General features: G+C 55.5%; 16 protein-coding genes. 10 read left to right on the top strand and 6 right to left on the bottom strand.

The annotated features are described in order from the left end of the window. Window positions 1–813 precede the first annotated feature (813 nt). From AC0L8N_RS12600 to AC0L8N_RS12625, 6 genes are all read right to left on the bottom strand, one after another. The gene (locus tag AC0L8N_RS12600) at window positions 814–2,058 is read right to left on the bottom strand and encodes a HipA domain-containing protein (protein ID WP_473668033.1); all 1,245 of its coding nucleotides are present in this window, start codon (window positions 2,056–2,058) and stop codon (window positions 814–816) included. A gap of 300 nt (window positions 2,059–2,358) precedes the next feature. After that, window positions 2,359–4,521, bottom strand: a complete 2,163-nt coding sequence (locus AC0L8N_RS12605; protein WP_473668034.1) for a TonB-dependent receptor plug domain-containing protein — start codon at window positions 4,519–4,521, stop codon at window positions 2,359–2,361. A gap of 1,031 nt (window positions 4,522–5,552) precedes the next feature. Continuing rightward, window positions 5,553–5,984 carry a CHRD domain-containing protein gene (locus AC0L8N_RS12610; RefSeq protein WP_473668035.1) on the bottom strand — a complete coding sequence of 144 codons (432 nt, stop codon included), beginning with the start codon at window positions 5,982–5,984 and terminating at the stop codon, window positions 5,553–5,555. 310 nt (window positions 5,985–6,294) lie between these two features. Beyond that, the gene (locus tag AC0L8N_RS12615) at window positions 6,295–7,008 is read right to left on the bottom strand and encodes a flavodoxin family protein (RefSeq protein ID WP_473668036.1); all 714 of its coding nucleotides are present in this window, start codon (window positions 7,006–7,008) and stop codon (window positions 6,295–6,297) included. Window positions 7,009–7,263: 255 nt separating this feature from the next. Then, a complete protein-coding gene (locus AC0L8N_RS12620) occupies window positions 7,264–7,812 on the bottom strand; it encodes a peroxiredoxin-like family protein (protein WP_473668037.1) in 549 nt (182 codons plus the stop codon). A 62-nt stretch (window positions 7,813–7,874) separates the two neighbouring features. Further along, window positions 7,875–8,204, bottom strand: coding sequence for an HPF/RaiA family ribosome-associated protein (locus AC0L8N_RS12625; RefSeq protein ID WP_473668038.1), 330 nt, complete (start codon window positions 8,202–8,204; stop codon window positions 7,875–7,877). Window positions 8,205–9,038: 834 nt separating this feature from the next. Between AC0L8N_RS12625 and AC0L8N_RS12630 the strand changes: the two genes are divergently transcribed. The 10 genes from AC0L8N_RS12630 (at window position 9,039) to AC0L8N_RS12675 (ending at window position 18,775) form a co-directional block, all read left to right on the top strand. Next, window positions 9,039–9,818 (top strand): formate/nitrite transporter family protein, encoded by a 780-nt coding sequence (locus tag AC0L8N_RS12630; protein ID WP_473670149.1) that lies wholly within the window; start codon window positions 9,039–9,041, stop codon window positions 9,816–9,818. 96 nt (window positions 9,819–9,914) lie between these two features. Then, window positions 9,915–11,210, top strand: a complete 1,296-nt coding sequence (locus AC0L8N_RS12635; protein ID WP_473670151.1) for a PQQ-dependent sugar dehydrogenase — start codon at window positions 9,915–9,917, stop codon at window positions 11,208–11,210. 461 nt (window positions 11,211–11,671) lie between these two features. After that, window positions 11,672–12,877 carry a sensor histidine kinase gene (locus AC0L8N_RS12640; protein WP_473668039.1) on the top strand — a complete coding sequence of 402 codons (1,206 nt, stop codon included), beginning with the start codon at window positions 11,672–11,674 and terminating at the stop codon, window positions 12,875–12,877. 29 nt (window positions 12,878–12,906) lie between these two features. Then, entirely contained in the window at window positions 12,907–13,299 is a 393-nt protein-coding gene (locus tag AC0L8N_RS12645) for a response regulator (RefSeq protein WP_473668040.1), read from the top strand. 33 nt (window positions 13,300–13,332) lie between these two features. Further along, on the top strand, window positions 13,333–13,641 hold the full coding sequence (locus AC0L8N_RS12650; protein ID WP_473668041.1) for a hypothetical protein: 309 nt from the start codon (window positions 13,333–13,335) through the stop codon (window positions 13,639–13,641). Next, on the top strand, window positions 13,623–15,437 hold the full coding sequence (locus tag AC0L8N_RS12655) for a sensor histidine kinase (protein ID WP_473668042.1): 1,815 nt from the start codon (window positions 13,623–13,625) through the stop codon (window positions 15,435–15,437). The genes AC0L8N_RS12650 and AC0L8N_RS12655 overlap by 19 nt, the downstream gene beginning before the upstream one ends. Then, window positions 15,438–15,881 (top strand): response regulator, encoded by a 444-nt coding sequence (locus AC0L8N_RS12660; protein ID WP_473668043.1) that lies wholly within the window; start codon window positions 15,438–15,440, stop codon window positions 15,879–15,881. Next, window positions 15,878–16,270 (top strand): response regulator, encoded by a 393-nt coding sequence (locus AC0L8N_RS12665; protein ID WP_473668044.1) that lies wholly within the window; start codon window positions 15,878–15,880, stop codon window positions 16,268–16,270. Before AC0L8N_RS12660 ends, AC0L8N_RS12665 begins: the two co-directional genes overlap by 4 nt. A gap of 226 nt (window positions 16,271–16,496) precedes the next feature. Beyond that, window positions 16,497–16,925 (top strand): COG4315 family predicted lipoprotein, encoded by a 429-nt coding sequence (locus AC0L8N_RS12670; protein ID WP_473670153.1) that lies wholly within the window; start codon window positions 16,497–16,499, stop codon window positions 16,923–16,925. 758 nt (window positions 16,926–17,683) lie between these two features. Beyond that, on the top strand, window positions 17,684–18,775 hold the full coding sequence (locus AC0L8N_RS12675; RefSeq protein ID WP_473668045.1) for an efflux RND transporter periplasmic adaptor subunit: 1,092 nt from the start codon (window positions 17,684–17,686) through the stop codon (window positions 18,773–18,775).

The raw sequence follows: 18,775 nt of genomic DNA on the forward strand, positions 1-18,775 counted from the left end.
TGTTGTCACGATGAATCTAGCTGCTTTAGAACGCCAGGCACGACGGCGCTCAGCACCGGCAAGTCGGCTGCGTGTGTGTTGCAGGTTGCTTGTGCAGCGTCGGGTCGAAAGATAGAGTGCATGCAAATTGCATATGCCGAGCATGCGCTCGCGTCCGCGCTTCTTATGCGTCGGCAGGTCTTCAGGTCGCGGTGCGCTACCTGCTACATCAAATGAGTCATCAGGGAATCGGTCAGAACCCAACCCGTTCCATTCCCAGTTCTGCATCGCCAATCATTTCCAGGGTCGTCATTATGCCAACGCCGCCCTTCGCAAGCTCGCACTGCAGGAGATGGCTTTCGGCACGAACCGGGAAACTTCGGGGTGTGAGAGGAAAAAGAAGTCGGAAAAAGGTGTCAGGTTTGTTTTGAGCTTAGTGTATGCGCGCGGGGATAAGATTAATGTACGGAAAATAATTTTGCGAGATAGTCAGGGCGTAGTGGCCACTTCCTGCGGGAACCTCGGGCCCTAACCGCCTTAAGTTTGTCCTGATCTTATTGCTACAATGGCAGCGTTGGTCTCTCGCTTTCGAGCTGCATCGTACAGATGGCGAAGAACACGCGAATAAGATACCTCACGCTGCTGCATAGCGTTCTATTGCTGCTACTGGTTTCCCCGGCGACCGCCTCGGAGCAGCCACGCGCCAGTTTGTCGTCTCCCGGTGAAGTTGCGTTGCAGCAGACCCGGGATGGCAAGTATCGGTACGCTTACCCCGCCACGAAAATGTGGCTGTACATTTTAAGAGCGAAAGTCCATCCGACCTCATGGTTGTTTCTACAACCGCGCGACGTGCTGTTCGACTATCACTCGCATGTCATCGCTTAACGTCAGCTCGGCGGCACGTCGCCAGAAATCGCTTGCCAGCAAGGTTGCCTCGTCCCATACATCGAGCGTATTAACGGCGGGCACGGCTTCGTCCACAAGCGTCAATCGCAGGTGACCACTTGCAGGTGGCGCATACGCCATTGGCAGTTGATCGTAGGCGGGCGCGACTTCATAGCCGTGATCATTCGGAAAGAGCGCGACGTTATACAAATGCCGGTCAGTGTTGGCGATTTGTGCGCCGAAGGCATCCAGCAATGCGATCCGCCGGAACCCAGCTTCATCGAGTTCCTTGTTCCGTAGCATCCCGTGGGCGGCATCGGCCCATGATGCATTGGCGCGACCGGATGCCGCAGTCAATGTCAGGACGGCACGCCGCCCTTGTTCGGCCACCCGGTCGAATCGAGTGATAATCAGAAATCGCATGCCGTCTGCATCTTTCAGCCGGGTTTCTGCGGCATCAATGCCTGCGTCCGCCAATGTTTGTAACGCTATGTGTTCCAGTGCAAGCAGGTCTTGCCAGCGTCTTGCGTTGTCGGATTCGTTCGTCGCAAATTTTACGATCCGGTGTTGGCCATCCAGTAGTGCGGTGAACTTTGGTTGTTCGCCACCGGCTGACGAGCCGACATGCTCGCCAGCCAGTACCGCCATGGCGCGAGCCGGAAAGTCCTTTTCGGCTGTCTCGTTGACTTGCAACTGCTGATACCGGTCGAACGATTCCCGGCCAACCACAAGGTTGCCCGGGAGATCTTCACCGCGTTGGCTTATCGCTCGCAGAACGTGGTGATCGGACCTGTCGCGCACATCGTTCGGTAACCCGAGTTCCGCATGCCGACGAGCGAACGTCCGACCCAGGAATCCGCGCGGCGCGATATCGTGCATCTCAGGGGGCAGGCCATCGACGATTGTCTCGTCAGGCAACCAGACGGACTCGTTGGCTTCGAGCGTCATGAACGTACCGGCTGCGTCGATCCTGCCCGCCGAATTAACCCGGAAAACCGGAAACTCATCAGATGAGAGTCCGGCCAAGGTTCGCCGGGCCGCGTAGCGCGTCGCCCGGGCCCGACCAAGCCGTAGCGCTCGGTGAGCGTCTTTCTCGTAGGCCCTTTTCAAGGCGACGCGTTGACCCGCAAAACTGTCGAGTAGCTCGCTCGATTTGCGTGATCCGGCCAGCAGGAGCGGTATCAGGTCTGGCATGGTGTAACGATTCAGATATCTATAAGTGTCTGTACTATTAGGTTATTTACCCTGTTTGTCAACGATTTGTGTAACGATTTATAGGGGTAAGGTGCCAAGCCAGCACTATCGTCCACCCTGTTCTTCCGAGGATAACTCCGTCTCTCGCTGCCATGTCCTCAGGTCATCTCGGTCAAACGAGCTTAATAATCGTGGTCACAGGCTCTGGCCTATACCTGCACAAGCTTTATCGACGCTTTGAAGAGCGCTTGCCACTTGACGTGCCGGCAACTCCGCGTACACGCCCACCCGGCCGTCTAATCAAAACACCGTCTGAACCGTCAGTATCAGGCGGCGGAAGCGGCTGCTGCAGGAGTCTTCGATAAGCCGAAGCGCGCCGTCTATCGTCGTGCCGTTGAAACGCTGGCGCTCCCGGCAACGGTAATCGTCCAGCGTGTCGTTTGACTCCAGGCGAAAGGTGACGTCGTCGAAAAAGACCTTGGAGACGAAAAGATTCAGGTACGGCGCATCGTCGTTGCGTGTGATCGTGGCGACGTCGATCTCGTAATAACCGCCAACAAAGGGGTAACGGTATTCCATGCCGTAGCTCAGTCCCAAGCCTGGCACATCGTGACGGAATTCGAATTCGGCCTGGCCGCGGCCGTCGATGCGCTGCTCGGTGCCGAGAAAAGGGTCGGTGGCGCTGGAATCGGTCAAGGCGACTTCCAGCGAGGCAATGGCATCGGGCAAGTTCCAGTAGCCGAGGCGGGTGCTGGCATTGATGGTCATGCCGCGGCGCTCGGCCCGCCCGATGTTACCGATCGCGGACAGCGGTATGCCGGGATCGGTTGTGGCATTGATCCTGCCGATGAAATCTTCAATGTCGGCATGGAACAGGTTGACGCTGAACACCGCCGCGTCTTCGGGCAGCCGGTATTCAGCCTCCACGGAGTAGTTCCATTCCTTTTCCGGCACGAGTTCCGGATTCCCGGCATCAGCGTTGCGGTCGCGATCGTCCTCGTTGGCGGTCGCGGCGAAGTTGGCGAAACTGAGCTGCGATACATTGCGGCGTATGGATGCACGCAACTGGAAGTTGTCGGTGATGTTGAACCGGTAGTCTACGGAGGGACGCAGGAAGTCGAAATCACGGACTTGTCGCACAGCGCCGCTCTGGGATATTTCCGATGTCTCGTACACGAGACTGCTTTCCAGGTTCATGCGCTCGTTCAGTGTCCAGTTGTGAAAGGCAAAACCCTCGTAGCGGATCTCTTTCACTTCCGTGCCGGGATTGTTCAGCGCCGGTATCGGCGGCAGGCCACCGAAACGGTCCGACGGCGGCTCGGTTCCCCCGGCGCTGCCAATGAACAGGCTGGAGTCGAGTCGTGTGTCGGCGCGCTCAAGCCCGAAGCGAAGGCTCTGGTCATCCGCCAACGCAAAGCTGTAGTTGCCCTGAACAATGCGTTCGGTCGTGGTTTCGTTGGATTCGATAAAAAGGTTCTTGCTTAGCTCTGCCGTGGGGTCGGCCGGCGCGGACGCGAAACGTTCCCGCACGCTGTCGCTCACATCTTCGTTGGCGATAAACAGAAACTGGAGGCGGGAGTTGTTCGCAAAGCGGTACTCATAATCGCCGCCGACTTCCCAATTCTTCTCCGTGTTGTCGATGAGTTCCTCCTCAACACGGGTGAAGGTCTCGCTGTTCACGACATCGACGAAGTCACGGTGAATCGGGCGCGGATAGCTGTTGTCGCTAATCTGTGTGTTGAGCTGCATGCGGTGCGGTCCGCTGTTGTAGCTCATGTTGTTGGAGAACCGGAAATTGTCCTGATCGCGGATGTTGGTCTCGAACAGCGTGCCGATGACGTCGCCGTTCGGTGCGAACCGGGTCTCGCGGGTTTCGCGGTTCTCGAAGTTCGGGTTCGCCTCGAGATTGAACAGGGCCTGCAACTTGCCGAATTGGCGGCTGAGGGAAGCGGAGGCACCGGCCTCGAAGGTGTCGTCGTGGTTCAGACGCAGTATCAACTCCGCCTGGGTGCTGGAGCGCGAGGCGGAATCGCTTAGCACGATGTTGACTACCTGGTTCGCGCCGCGCACGTCCAGATCTCCGGACGTGTCGCGAATGATCTCGATACGCTCGACGTCGCTGGCGCTGATGCGATCGAGCAAATCACGCGGCGAGTTCTCTTTGCCCGCGATACGCTGGCCGTCGATCAACACGTTGCCGCCCGTACCAAGACCCCGGTCACCGCTGTCGTCTGTGTCATCCAGCGACAGGCCGGGAATGCGATCGAGCATGTCATTGGCCGTGACCGGGTTGTAGGGCGCGAAAAACTGCGCGCTGTAGACAATCGTGGAATCCGCTTCCCGTTTCGTCGCGTCGGTTCCTGACTGACCCGCGTTCATAGGTTCCAGCTGAGATTGAGCAACAGCTGTCGATGTAATCAGTAGCAAAGCACTCAAAGTCCATATTCGGTGTAAGCGGGTCATGTCGATCTGCAAATTCTCTTTGTTGTCCGTGTTTTGGTTTCCGGGTGATGACGAGTCATACGAGCCCGGCGCGTCGGGTTGTGCCGTTGAAATTGTATAGATTTTGTACGGCCGGTCACACCGCCGCTGTTCTTCTGTTGGATCGAAGCCACCTGCAGCCGATCTACCGATGCGGAGTCTCAGAAAAAGTGTCAGGTCCGTTTTTACCTGTTCTCTTTCTCAAGTTAAAACTGATTCCTGTTTCGACGCGTAACGGCGTTGGCAACAGCGGTAGGTTCCAATCCGTTCTGCGACCGTCAATAGTAGGTGTCATTCCGATTTGTCGTCGCCAGGTGAATTTGCGCTACAGCAGGTTAAGGGCGATACGTATCGGTACGTGTACGCCACCATGAATGTGTGGCGTACTTTCTATTGGAATGAGGCATTCGCGAAGTCGAACTGCACAGGAGGGTGCGTGCTCGCGTGGTCACCACTCGTAGCAGGAGAGCATGATCAAGCCGTCGGCGACTGGGCCCGTTATAGCTGGATAGAGTGACCATGCCATCGGCGACTGGGCCGTTATAGGCAAGAGGTGTGAGGCGATGGGCTTGCAACTGGAAGCCGGATTATCGTTTAAATCTCGATTCTGCGAATGACCCGCAAGGGTAGAGATGGGCTGACAGTTGGTGATTATTGAGGCCCGGATTTTCGGACCCAAGCAAAGCGTCTGTTTATAGGCAATAACTATTAAGCAACTAACAGAACACCCACAATTACCGCTAGCAAAAATGAAGTTTCTACCCAGCTATGCGTCTGGTAATTGTGGGTTTTCGTATTGCTCTATGCAGGAAGACACCGTCAGGCGGCAAGAGGATCGCTAACGACACGAGAGATATCCTTTTACGTGACCCAGTGGCCGACGCCAGACCCCAAACCGCGGGGCCTCGGTTTTCCCCACGGCCTTATCGCACGCGCACGGACAGTCGCTGTCGAGCACTCAAGGCATATCTGGCTTCGTCGGCTCCGAACTGTCCAGATAGCGTTGTGTGTGCTTACTGCAATTGGGCGCGGATTTCGCCGCCTTTGTGTTCAGCGCTATGCACGTTGACATACATAAGGCCGGCCTCGAGCTCTGTCATCTGCTCAGCGGTCAACTTCGTATCGGCAGGCACGACCCACTCGTTTTCGCCCTTCATCATCAGCGAAATCGCAACCGGTCCGTTGGTTCCCGCAGCGCCCGCGTGAATGTGTGCGGCGGTTGCGGTTATACCTGTTGTCTTGACACTGCCCGATAGAACCATGTCATCGTCTACCGTGAACTGTGCTTCGCCGGAAGCCATAGTGGTAACCGACGGTACTTCCTGGTCGCCGCTGAGCGTGACATCCATATCCGCTGCCGAGACGGCGAACGATGCCATCCCGATTATCACGGCGAGGAGGTATGCGAGAGGAAATTGAAGCGAGGTGCGGCTAACTGTATGCATGATCGGTCTCCCATAGGTGGACAACTGCCGAAAACCGGCACGGCTATCGACCTTAGCGTCCATCGACCAGAGTGTCTGTTCGCTAGCCCACACGTACCGGGCGTCGGAACGATTCTGTTGCGAAGAGGAAGGACAAGCTCGCTACGCCGCCGGTGCGAGCAGCGCGGCCTAATTCAAGGATTATCCAGCGTCGCGAAGAGTGTTCTCGAACGGGGGCGGTTAGTGCGACTTCGGCACCGCATAATTCAGCGGACGCATTTTATCGGCCTGTGAAGAAAAGATTGACGGGTGCAGCGTCCTGTTACCGCGTCTACTCAACCGGGTTTTCGAAACCAAAACGCTCGCCGGCTTTCCAGGCCTCACGGTTGTTACCTTCGTTCGGAATACCACCAGACTCTTTGAGCATCCGAGCAAGATGCATGCAATTCCAGGTCATGATGGTGGTGTTTCTTTGCGTGAAGTCATTGTCGAAGCCTACACGTCCGCCACTATCCTTCGCGTCACCGTAGGAGGGCCCGGGTCCCGCCTCGCCGATCCACCCGCAATCCGCCTGAGGTGGCGTTGTGTACCCCAAGTGGTTTAGCGAGTACCCGATAGTCATGGCCGCATGCTTGATTCCGTCTTCGTTCCCGGTGATGACGCAGCCGCCCACCTTTCCGTAGTAAATCGACTGCCCCTTGTTGTTGAGCTCGCCAGACATAGCGTACAACCGCTCGATCAGTATGCGGCAGATCGAACTCTCTTCTCCCAGCCAAAGCGGAGTTCCCACTATGAGAATTTCGGCCGCTTTGACCTTCTCCCAGATCATCGGCCATTCGTCGTTTGCCCACCCGTGCTTTGTCATATCCGGGTAGACGCCCGGTGGTACGTCATGTGCGGCCAAATGCAAAAACTCTACTGCAACGCCGTTCTTTTTCATGATCTCAGCGGAGGCACTGAGCAGCAATCGCGTATGGCTGTCTTCCGCTTTCTTCTTCAGCGACGTGTTGATGAACAAAGCGTTGAGATTCGTGAAATCAGTCATGATGTACCCCTCTTTGGGATTGATCCGGCACCGCTATCACAAGTAGCAAGCCGGGTGAGCGAGGATTACTTTTGCGTAACAGAGTCAACAGCGCGGCGGCATCAGCAATAGACGATTCCGCTTTCGATAACTGGCGCCTGTCCTCTCATGCATTCGGAATCCGGATCAGCCAACTACGAAACGAAAGCGGTCACATCCTACGAGTGATTTTCTGACCGAAGTTGCAGCAAGAGTAGCTGTTGCACGAGACAGTTATCAAACAGGGCCCAGGTATTCGCCACGCGCCGGATAGTCTTTCGCAATGGCGAAGTCGATGGCGGCCAGGAGGTCTTGCGCCGACGGTCGTGCAAACGGCATGGATTGAACCGCCGAGTAGTAGAGCGTTCCGTCTGGCTTTATCAGATATACAGCCGGCTCACTGAACAGTTTTGGTTCTTCAATACCCAAGGAGGTCTTGCCGAGTGAGCCACTAATAAAGAGCCCCCAATGACGTGCATCCTGCAAGCTCAGTCCATACGCAATCTTTACGCCACTGCCGTTAACTTTCTCTGCCATTTTTGTGGCGCGCTCTTCGGTGTCCGTGCTTATCGCCGTGATCTGCACGCCACGGCTGGCGAACTCACTTGAAGATTTCTCAAAATCTGCGAGGTATTTTGCGCAAATTGGGCAGTGCAGTCCGCGATAAAATAACAGCATGTCAAAGTGTTCTGCGGGGGCGGCCCCCAATACAAATCTCTTGCCTCCCACAAGCGGGAGATCGAGAGCAGGTGCCGCGTGGCGCGGTAGCAAAGTGGTAATTGTCATTGGTGCTTCCCGTCGAGTTTTCACAGAAAAATCACGATTTTGAATTTAGTTACCGCTCAACGTCAGCTTAGCGGCGCTTTCAGATCAGCGGCACGGCCGTCGGCACTTTCAATCATTCGAGCTAATTTTCCGACAGCACCATTAACTGCCCTGTCCAGCGTTTCTGCGTGGTCAGTGACGGCGATAGGGTTGTGCCTCTCGAGTCGAGCCTCCATCATGCAGCGCTTGTCGTGCTGGCCGCTCTTGCCACCATTCTCATCGCTCAAGTGAACCTCAACCCGCGTGATGTGATTGCTCGAATGGGCCAGGGAACTCTCAACGACACCTGTGATCCATACGGCCAGCGCTTCGTCATTCTGAATATTGTGATCGGTGTTTATCTGAACCTGCACAACGTGCCTCCATCTTAGTGTCGCAATCTTAAAGTGACCCTGCGGCAACCAGTGAGTTGGTAAACGGCCATGATAATTGCGACAACAAGCAAGACGTGTCGCAGGCCCCCTGCCGTAATTAGAGTGGCCAAGCAAAGTGCCTGTATAAGTTAAAGAACAACAGCGATGGTGTTGAGCATCACTTTTATCCTTTAGAGGGACCGGCCGATCGGGTCTTGTAAGCTTTGTAACTATTCACTTCACAAGCATGTTATTCACTGCCAACCTCCAGCACAGTCCGCTGCCGCACATAGGACGGCGATATTGGAGCCGCATGGCCGCGACTTGCGACACAGCGTTCAGGCTAACTTGCTGTTGACCACTGATCACTTGATCACGCGTTGATCTGATCGATGCGCCTGTATGTTCGCCAGCGGACGGAATGAGCAGCATGCGGGTTCTATCATCCTCAATATTTCATTCATCGCCCTCGTATGATCGCCGTTGCTGCACTTTCCCAGCTCATCAACGACGGAAAGTCGTCGCATAGAGCGGGTCCCTCCGGTGCGAGCTTTTCCGATGTTTACGGTGGCGGACGTGAAGTCTGCACGTTCGGCAAAGCGCCATGCCACAGCGTGAGGCTGCCGAGTTCGGAATTGTCGAACAAGCAGTTCGGGGACAGATGTAATTGAAGGCCCTGGCTACTGGCTGCGTACGCGTTGGTGACGGCGCGTTGCGCATCGGCGCCTGATTGTTAGATCGACCAGAGAGGACGACATCGACAAATCTGACACCGCCGAGATCGAGCGCGAAGCCGACCGTGTCGAAGAATCGACGACGCCGCCGACGCCGGTCATCTACGAGACGGTCCGACGCAATGGCGAAGAGGAAATGTCGCGTCCGCCATGGTCGTTGGCGTGGTCCGGCGTAGCGGCTGGTTTATCGCTCAGTTTTTCGCTGTTTGCCCAGGCCACGTTGCGCCAACATCTTCCCGATGCTCCGTGGCGCGAGCTGGTGGCCGCGTTGGGCTATCCGGTCGGTTTCGTGATGGTGGTGCTGGCGCGCCAGCAGTTGTTCACTGAGAACACCATCACCGTAATTCTGCCGTTGATGGCCGAGCCGACGCGACGTAACGTTGGCCGTGCAGCGCGGCTGTGGGCGATCGTGCTGTGTGCCAACCTTATCGGCACGGGGCTGGCTGCATTGTTTTTCGGACTGACCCAGGTGCTCGAGCCGGAACTGCTTGAACAGATGCAACTCATCAGCCGGCACGCGATGGCGCATGACTTCTGGTCAATGCTGCTGCGAGGCATCGGCGCAGGCTACCTGATGGCCGCCATGGTGTGGTTGATGCCGGGCGCCGGACCAGCGCAATTTCACGTGGTGGTTATGATGACCTATCTGATCGGCGTGGGCGGCTTCGCCCACATCGTCGTCGGCAGCTTCGAAGCCTATTTGCTGTTGCTCAGTGGCGAGCTGGGGTGGGTCGAGGCAATGAGTGGCTTTGCACTTCCCGCGCTGCTTGGCAACATCGTAGGCGGCAGCGTGTTGTTTGCGATGATGGCATATGGACAAGTGCGCGCTGAGATCGAGTCCGACGACACTTTGTCCAACGCGAAAGCAAGGCCCTCGTAAGGAATCACTGCTATGACGAAGACCCGTGCAAACAACGCTACGCGAACAGCGACGCTATGGTCACGCATTAACTGGTCGTACCGATGGCTAGCGGTACTGCCGTTGTTGGTCACTGCACTCGCGCTGACCGCGTGCAGCGACAACGCGACGCTGCCAATCGATGCCGGTTATGGCCCCACCCCGGTGTTGCCCGCGCCGAAGGATGCGCTGATCCCCACCGTGCACATCGCCGACGCTCATGGCTGGCCGATGGGGGAGACGCCGCAAGTGGCCAGTGACCTTGAAATCAAGGCCTTTGCCAGCGGCCTGGATCACCCGCGCTGGCTCTACACGCTGCCGAATGGCGACGTGCTGGTGGCTGAAACTGATGCACCTCCGAAGCCCGACGATGGCAACGGGCTACGCGGCTGGATCATGGGCAAGGTGATGAAGAAGGCCGGATCAGGCTACCCCAGCGCCAACCGCATCACGCTGTTACGCGACACGGACGCCGATGGTGTGGCCGATCTGAGTACGGTGTTCATAGACCAGCTGAACTCGCCGTTCGGCATGGTGCTGGTCGGACAGCAGCTGTACGTTGCAGCGACCGACGCCGTGTTGATGTTTCCTTACACCGACGGTGACACTCGTATCGACGCCGCGCCCCAGCAACTGGTGGCGTTGCCCGGCGGGCCAATCAACCATCATTGGACGAAGAATATTATCGCCAACGCTGACGGCTCCAAGCTCTATGTGACGGTCGGCTCCAACAGCAATATTGGTGAAAACGGCATGGAAGCCGAAAAAGGCCGTGCGGCCATATGGGAAGTCAACAGCGACGGCAGCGGTCACCGCGAATTCGCAACCGGCCTGCGCAACCCGAACGGCATGGCCTGGGAACCCGGCTCGAACGTGTTGTGGACGGTGGTCAACGAACGCGACGAACTTGGTGGTGACCTGGTGCCCGACTATTTGACCTCGGTAAGTGATGGGGGATTTTACGGTTGGCCGTACAGTTACTACGGACAGCACGTGGATGACCGCGTCCAGCCGCAGCAGCCCGCACTGGTGGCCAAGGCGCTGACACCCGACTACGCGTTAGGCTCGCATACCGCGTCGCTGGGCCTCGCTGCCTCCGACGGGCAGACGTTAGCGCCGCGCTATGCGCACGGTATGTTCATTGGCCAGCACGGTTCGTGGAACCGCAAGCCGCGCAGCGGCTACAAGGTGTTGTTCGTACCCTTCGATGGCGCGAATCCATCCGGGCCGCCGATAGACGTCGTCAGCGGCTTCCTGCACGACGACGAGGCCTACGGTCGGCCAGTCGGCGTGGTGCTGGACAAAAGTGGCGCGCTGCTGGTGGCCGATGATGTGGGCAATACGGTGTGGCGGGTTACCGCGGCCGCACAATGAACCTGACAGACTCACCACAGCAGCTGCAGATCTCAATGTCGGTATTAGGCCGAAGCTGAAATAGGTCGGCCCGGCGCTCGTTGTGTGGCCGTCCTGATTGCGCTTGCCAGGGTCAATTTGTGGTTGCCATCGACCGCGAACGTGAGAAATCGGCCGAATCGCTGGGGTGCACACTTCCCGTAATGTGACCGAATCGGTCCTCGTTTCGGCAAGAATACGGGAGAATTACCGCATTAATCGCCGATAACGTCGGCGATAGAGGATGCCGGGAGAACAGAGGGATTTCGCCCGCCCGCCCCTTTTTCATGCTGTTCGACAAAGTATATGGTCAGGGGTAACCGTTACTGGGCCCTGTGATGACTTCGAGCGGCTGATCAACACTTCCGCAGCACAATTCAACACAAGGCATTTCGGGCTCGCTGTGAGCTACAGAATTACCGTGCGAGGCCGATACGCAAAGTATGAATACTGAGTTACAACTCGATTCGATATCGCCAACGCCACAGGCGAGCTTCGACCGCGACGTCGTACGCGTACTGGTTGTTGACGACGACCCGGCCTATCAGCACCTTTGCAAACGCTATCTGTCTCGAAACGACACGACCACCTTTGAGGTAGTCGGTGTGACCAGTGCGGCCGATGCCTACGAACAGTACAAACATTCAGAATTTGACTGCATTCTGATTGACTACGTTCTTCCCGACCTGATGGGCACTCAGGTTCTCAGGAACCTGACCAACGCTGAATCTGAAGAAGCCCCACCGACAATCATTATGACTGCCGGTAACGGTGCGATTGCAGCGACCGAGGCGGTCAGGGCCGGTGCTACCGATTTTCTCTCCAAGGGAGTGGTCTCAGCCGAATCGCTCGCACGCGCGATTAACAACGCCGTTGAGAAAGGCAGACTGAAGAAGTCGGTTAACAAGCAGGGCAGGGACCTGCAGGCCGCCAATGAACAACTGCAAGCCAAGAACGATGAAATTCAGCGCTTCTATCAAAGCGTGTCGCACGAAGTAAAGACGCCTCTGGCGGCTGCGCGCGAGTTTGTCGCAATTGTGCTGGACGGCGTTGCGGGGCCGGTCACGGATCAGCAGAAAGAAATTTTGCATTACGCGCTCGAAAGCTGTGACCAGATCAAGTCGCATTTTAACGACCTCATTGAAATGACGAGGCTCGACGCCGCCAAAATTACGATGAACAAGGAACTTGGCTCGCTCGAAGGTGTAGTGACTCGTTGCCTGGCGTCTATGGCGACCGCGGCAAAAGCCAGAGATCTGCAACTCCTCACCGAAATCGAGTCGCCTTTGCCTTTGCTCGAAATCGACGGCAATCGAATTATTCAGGTCCTGTCGAATTTGCTTGGCAACGCGATCAAATACACCGCCCCGGGCGGGAAGATTACGTTGCAAATTACGCATCGCCCCGAGCATCGGGTGGTCCAGATTTCCGTAACAGATACGGGTTGTGGAATTCCTGTAACAGACCTGCCGCAAATTTTTGAGCGGCTCTATCAAGTAGGCAATTCAGGTGATGAATACATGGGTGCCGGATTGGGCCTCGGATTGACAATCGCAAAGGAAATCGTTGCTTTGCACAACGGGAAGATCTGGGCGGAGAGCGTCGAGGGCAAGGGTAGTACCTTCGCCTTCAGCTTGCCCGTCGCCTGATCCCTTCCCGCAAAACCGGAGATGTTCGAATGAAGACAGTATTGCTAGTCGAAGATGACAAGAAAATTACGATGGCGATCGGAATTCGCCTGAAGTCGATGGGCTATGAAGTGGCATCTGCCGCCGATGCCGTATCCGCTGTGGCGCAGGCGCGCAAGTGCAAGCCTGACGTGGTCTTGCTCGATATTAACCTTCCCGGCGGCGATGGTTTCGTGGTTGCCGAGCGCCTTCAGTCGCTCCTGCAGACGTCTTCGACGCCGATCATATTCATCACCGCCAACAAACAGCAGGGCTTGAAGGAGCGCGCGATGAAGATGGGTGCTGCCGCATTTCTCGAAAAACCATTTGATGCGACGGAACTAGCCGATGCGATAGAGATGTCACTCTACTCGTCCAATGTCATCGGTAGCGACATTCAGTAGCCGTCTCAGTAGCCCTGCACGAGGTCCAGTACAGTGAACTCGAATGACACAAGCATTACCTACAGAACGTCTCATGACCTTCGTGGGCCTCTCATCAACATTCAAGGGTTTGCTGGCGAAGTGAACAGCGCGGTCGAAAAACTATGCGAGCTTTTTGACAAGCACGAAGCTGAGCTGCCGTCAGAGTTTCGCATTGCCGTTGCTAATCTGGTCAACGAAGATCTGAACCCTTGCATGGAATACCTAGACAGCGCGATAGCTCTGCTCGAAGACCGGATCGGACGAATGAGGTCCAAAGACAATGGTAGCGAGACCGGGGATCAATGCAGTCAACCACAGTAATTTTGGACTCGCTGAGTCGGGAGCGCCAGTCACTGGCGAATGCCGGGCGGCTGCACTGGTCGCACTGGTTTATCGTCATTGCGTCGGTAATGATGACGATCGCTGCCTGGCATCTTTCGAAGTCGCAGGTCGAGGAAAACAGCCGGACGCAGTTCGAACGGGAAGCGACTCAGGTCGTTGAACTGGTTAAGGAGCGCATGTTGCGCTACGAGGACGCGCTGCTAAGTGGCGCTGCTGCGATCGGGGCCAGCGGTGGCTCGATGACTCACTCTGAGTGGCGAACGTTTGCTGAAAGTCTGCATATCGAAACCAAGTATCCCGGAATTAGCGGTATCGGCGTAATTGGCAGTTTTTCAAGAGACGAGATTGGAGAGCATATCGCTGAACAGCGTCGTGAGCGTCCCGACTATCGCGTGCACCCGGAGCACAGTGGCGATGACAGGATGCCTATCTACTACATCGAGCCGGAGCTACCCAATGCAAAAGCTGTCGGCCTCGATATGGCGCACGAAGAAAACCGCTACACAGCTGCGAAAAACGCGCGAGATAGTGGCGAATCGCAAATCACCGGTCCAATCGTGCTGGTGCAGGATGACGGGCAAACGCCAGGCTTTCTGTTTTATACCCCCTATTACCACAACAACAATTCGGACTCCGTAACCACTAGGCGTGAGAACTTCATCGGCCTTGTGTATGCACCATTCGTCATCAAAAAACTGATCGCCGGAACGCTTCAGAAGGAGCGCCGTCGAGTCCGGTTCTCGATGTCCGACGGCGGAAACGTTCTGTATGACGAAAACATGGAAGGGCAGCCGGAGTTCGATCCAAAGCCGATGTACGCGAAGAAAGAAAGCATCGAATTGTACGGTCGGATATGGGAATTCAATATTCAAACGACGAGTTCTTTTCGCCGCTCTACCGCCAACAATCAACCACTGTTCATCTTGATTGGCGGTATCGCGATCAATGTCTTGCTGTTGACGATGTTTCTGATACTGACGCGGGCCAGTAGAAGAACGCTGAGTTTCGCTGACCGCATGAACGTTGAACTGCAACGAAAAGCGGATGCACTGTCCCGATCAAATTCAGAGCTTGAAAGCTTCGCGTACGTGACGTCGCATGATCTAAAGACCCCATTGCGCGGTATCACCGATCTTACGGAGTATCTGCAGGAGGACCTTGAGGACTATCTGGCGGATGCCGGGCACAACCCAGACGTAAAGAGGAACCTGTTGCGCTTGCGACAGCAAACCGAGCGTATGGACCGGCTGATCAATGGCATTCTGAGCTACTCCAGTGTCGGCGCGCATCCGGAGCAGTTGGACACAGTGAGTTTTGGTCCATTGCTTCAATCGATAGTGGCTGAGTTAAATATTCGCCCGGACCAGTTGATCGTTGAAGGGCCGCTGCCAGTCTTCGAGACGTACCGCGTGCGCTTCGAGCAAGTCATGAATAACTTGATCGGAAACGCGTTCAAGTACAATCCGGATCATGAAAGTGCAACGGTGACAATAGCTTGCAAGACCCACGGCAAGTTCTACGAATTTTCTATCACCGATAACGGGCCTGGAATCGATCCGAAATTCCATGCGCGTATATTCGAGGTTTTCCAAACGTTACAGCCGAAAGACCGGATTGAAAGCACTGGCGTCGGTCTATCTATCGTCAAGAAATCTGTCGAAGCGCTGGGTGGCCGTATTTTTGTCTCGTCGGTACTTGGCAAGCGCACGACGTTTTCATTCCAGTGGCCGAGGCAAGTGCCCGCCGAAGAATCATTTTCATTGGCGGTGAACTAGATGTCGTGTGACCAGACAACATTTCTTGTCGTCGATGACAATGAGCTGGATGTGGAGAAGATCAAGCGAGGATTCAAGCGCTTGGGAATTCCTAACGGAATCGTTAGCGCGGTCGATGGCTATGAGGCACTCGATATCTTGCGTGGCACTAATGGCATGGAAAAACTCGCTTGGCCGTACATTGTCATGCTGGACCTGAATATGCCGAGAATGAATGGCATCGAGTTTCTCGAGGTTATGCGGGCAGACACCAGTATTTCGCACGTGCCGGTATTTGTGCTGACCACCTCGGATCGACAGGAAGATGTTGCTGCAGCCTATCGGTTTAATATATGTGGTTACATCGTCAAACCAATTGCCACTTCAGCCATGTACGACGCACTGGCAACGCTCAAGTCATTCTGGAATCTGTCCAAAATCCCGGCCGGTGAGCCAACTCAATGAAGATCCGTATTGTCGTTGTCGACGACGATGAACTTACGCTGGAGCTTATTGCACGCCGATTGCGGAATACGTCGGTTCAACTTACGTGTTTCAATGATGGCGGTGAGGCCATCAAGTACCTGCATCGCCACGGAAGCGATATTCTACTGATTGATCATTGCATGCCGCGACAAACCGGGCTGGAGTTGCTGCAAGAACTTGCGCTAGAAGCCGACCTGAAATGCACGCGCGTTTTTCTTTGCTCGGCAGCGACATTGCCCGACGATATTTCAACCGAAGCGAAGTCGCTGGGTGCGGCAACGATGTCCAAAGACCTGTATCGGGATAAAGCGGCGTTGTTACAGCTATTGCAAGAAGCGGCTACCGAGAGAGAGTCTGCCGCCCTCTGAATTGGCTTTCTCCACTGTGCCGAAAATCTCAAGCAGGACGCACGGTATATCGCGGCGCTATTGCAGTTGGTATCAAGTGAGGTGGCCAGCGTTTGCCGGACGCTTCCTCCGGGTACTCTACACTCAATCGGAGTTTCCCTCCTAAACCGTGGCCACCTCAGGTCTAATCGGATTTTGTTGATACAATACCTCCGCTGGTCTCTTGCTTTCGAGCTACATCGTGTTGATGGAGAAGAACATGCGAACAAAAATCCTCGCCCTGCTGAATGGCGTTCTATTGGCTATAGTGATTTCCACGGCGACTGCTTCGGAGCAACCGCCGTCCAATTTATCGTCTCCCGGTGAAGTTGCGTTACAGCAGATCCAGGACGGTACGTATCGATACGTGTACGCCACCACGAACGTGCGGCTTTACGTCTATGAGAAGGACGCACCCGGAAAGTCGAACTGTACAGGAGGGTGCGCACTCGCTTGGCCGCCACTCGCCGCCAAAGACAATGACCAGGCCATCGGCGACTGGACCGTGATAGAGCGGGAGGATGGTGCCAAGCAATGGGCCTACAAGGGCCAGCCGGTTTATCGCTTCTACCACGACTCTGCGAATGCCCCGCAAGGGCATAGGCCGGCGGACGGCTGGTACTTTTTGGAGCCCTGATTTCGGGCTCCGCATAACGTCTGTTGAGCGAGGACGGGCCGGAACGACTTATCGGTGAAGTAGCGGGTGACGCGTTAGGGTGCGTTAATTGAGTTCAGGGGCAGCGATTGAGCAATGCTCTCGCAAGGCGTACGGCACGGATTCGACGCAAGGCAGATGTCTACACACGTAGTCACCAGGACATGATCCGCAGCAGAGGTGCTGAGTATGCGGCGATGCTTGACGAGTAACCTCAAATTATCGGGATTGAAGTGGTTTCCGCGTTGCAATCCTTGCCTGCTGCTTCGAATGAGTTGATTGTCGCCGCAATCTTTCTCGACTCAGCAGATTCCAAAGTCCGCACTTACGATCCGCGAAAGAAAAAGTGGGACGAACTCAACGATCGCGACAACAGGCGCGACTCGCCGACGAGTGTTGAATATCAGTAAACGCCGGGGTCGCAAGTGAGAAAACCGGCTCGACGCCATGCCCGCTTTTCTGCGGCTTCTTGTCATTTCTTAAACTTTCTTAAAAATCGCATGTAATCAGTGCATTGGACTGTACGGCTTGTTTTACGCAGGCCGAGCTTCTCCCCTTTATTCTAATTGCCCAGCTACCCGCTAGCTGACTTTTCGGGGGCCGTATTATAAGTTTGGGCATTACTGTATAAAAACTTGATTGACCCATACTCCAGGCCGTTCCACTGTCGGAACATTGCTTGCATTCAGTACTCGAACCCAAGACGTCGGGTTCTTAGAAATTCAAGGCTATCCCAGACAATGAGAAATTCGACGCTGCTTCTTTCTGTAACGTTGTTGCTTTCCAGTGCCCAATCTTTCGGGCAAAGAGAAGGTGCACAGAACCCAACGGCGGTCATCGTTGCTCCGGTTGTTAGCAGTGAGTTTTCTGATCAGGTCGAGGCACTGGGCACTACCAGAGCGAATGAGTCGGTAGTAATTACCGCGGATCGATCGGAAAAAGTCATGGCTGTCCATTTCGACGATGGCCAAGCGGTCAAGAAAGGTGATCTTCTGCTTTCGCTTGATAAGAGGCAGGAAGAAGCGGAGCTGCGTGCATCGCAAGCGGTGACCGACGAAACCCGCAACTCGTATAGCAGGGCGCAAGGCCTTAGTGGTACCAGTGCCCTGCCTATAGCCACCTTGCAAGAGCGAGCCGCGCAACTGGCACAGGCCCAGGCGGTTACGGATTCCCTTCAGGCCACATTGACGAGTTACGACATCACTGCACCGTTCGACGGCATTTTGGGTCTGCGACAAGTCAGCGTGGGAACGCTGGTGCAACCGGGCGACCAGATCACAACCATCGACGATCTCAGTCAGATAAAAATCGATTTCGATGTGCCATCAGTATTTCTGGCGACCCTCAAACCCGGCCTTCCGGTACGCGGGACCATCGAAGCATTTGGTGATCAACAGTTCGAAGGCTTCGTTACCACGGTTAACTCCCGTATCGATCCGGTTACTCGCACGGTTATCGTACGGGCGATCATCCCCAACCCCGATCACATCCTGAAGCCAGGGTTGTTGATGAGCATCACGTTGTACAAGAACCCGCGCCAGACATTGCTGGTGCCGGAAGAGGCGCTGATCAAGCGCGCCGACCGAAATTACGTCTATGTCATCGAACAAGACCAGGGCAAGACCATTGCCCGGCAAAGGAGTATCGAATTGGGCGCCCGAAAACCCGGCATCATAGAGGTGCTATCCGGCCTTAACGAAGGCGATAAGGTTGTGGTTCAGGGAATTATCAAGCTTCGTGATGGCATGCCGGTCAGCATCCTTGCGGAGCAAACCGGCAACGAATCACTGGAAGATTTGTTGACCCAGAAACCGACTACTGGCGGGCAATAA

This window comes from Woeseia sp. D3-10, from assembly GCF_055809415.1.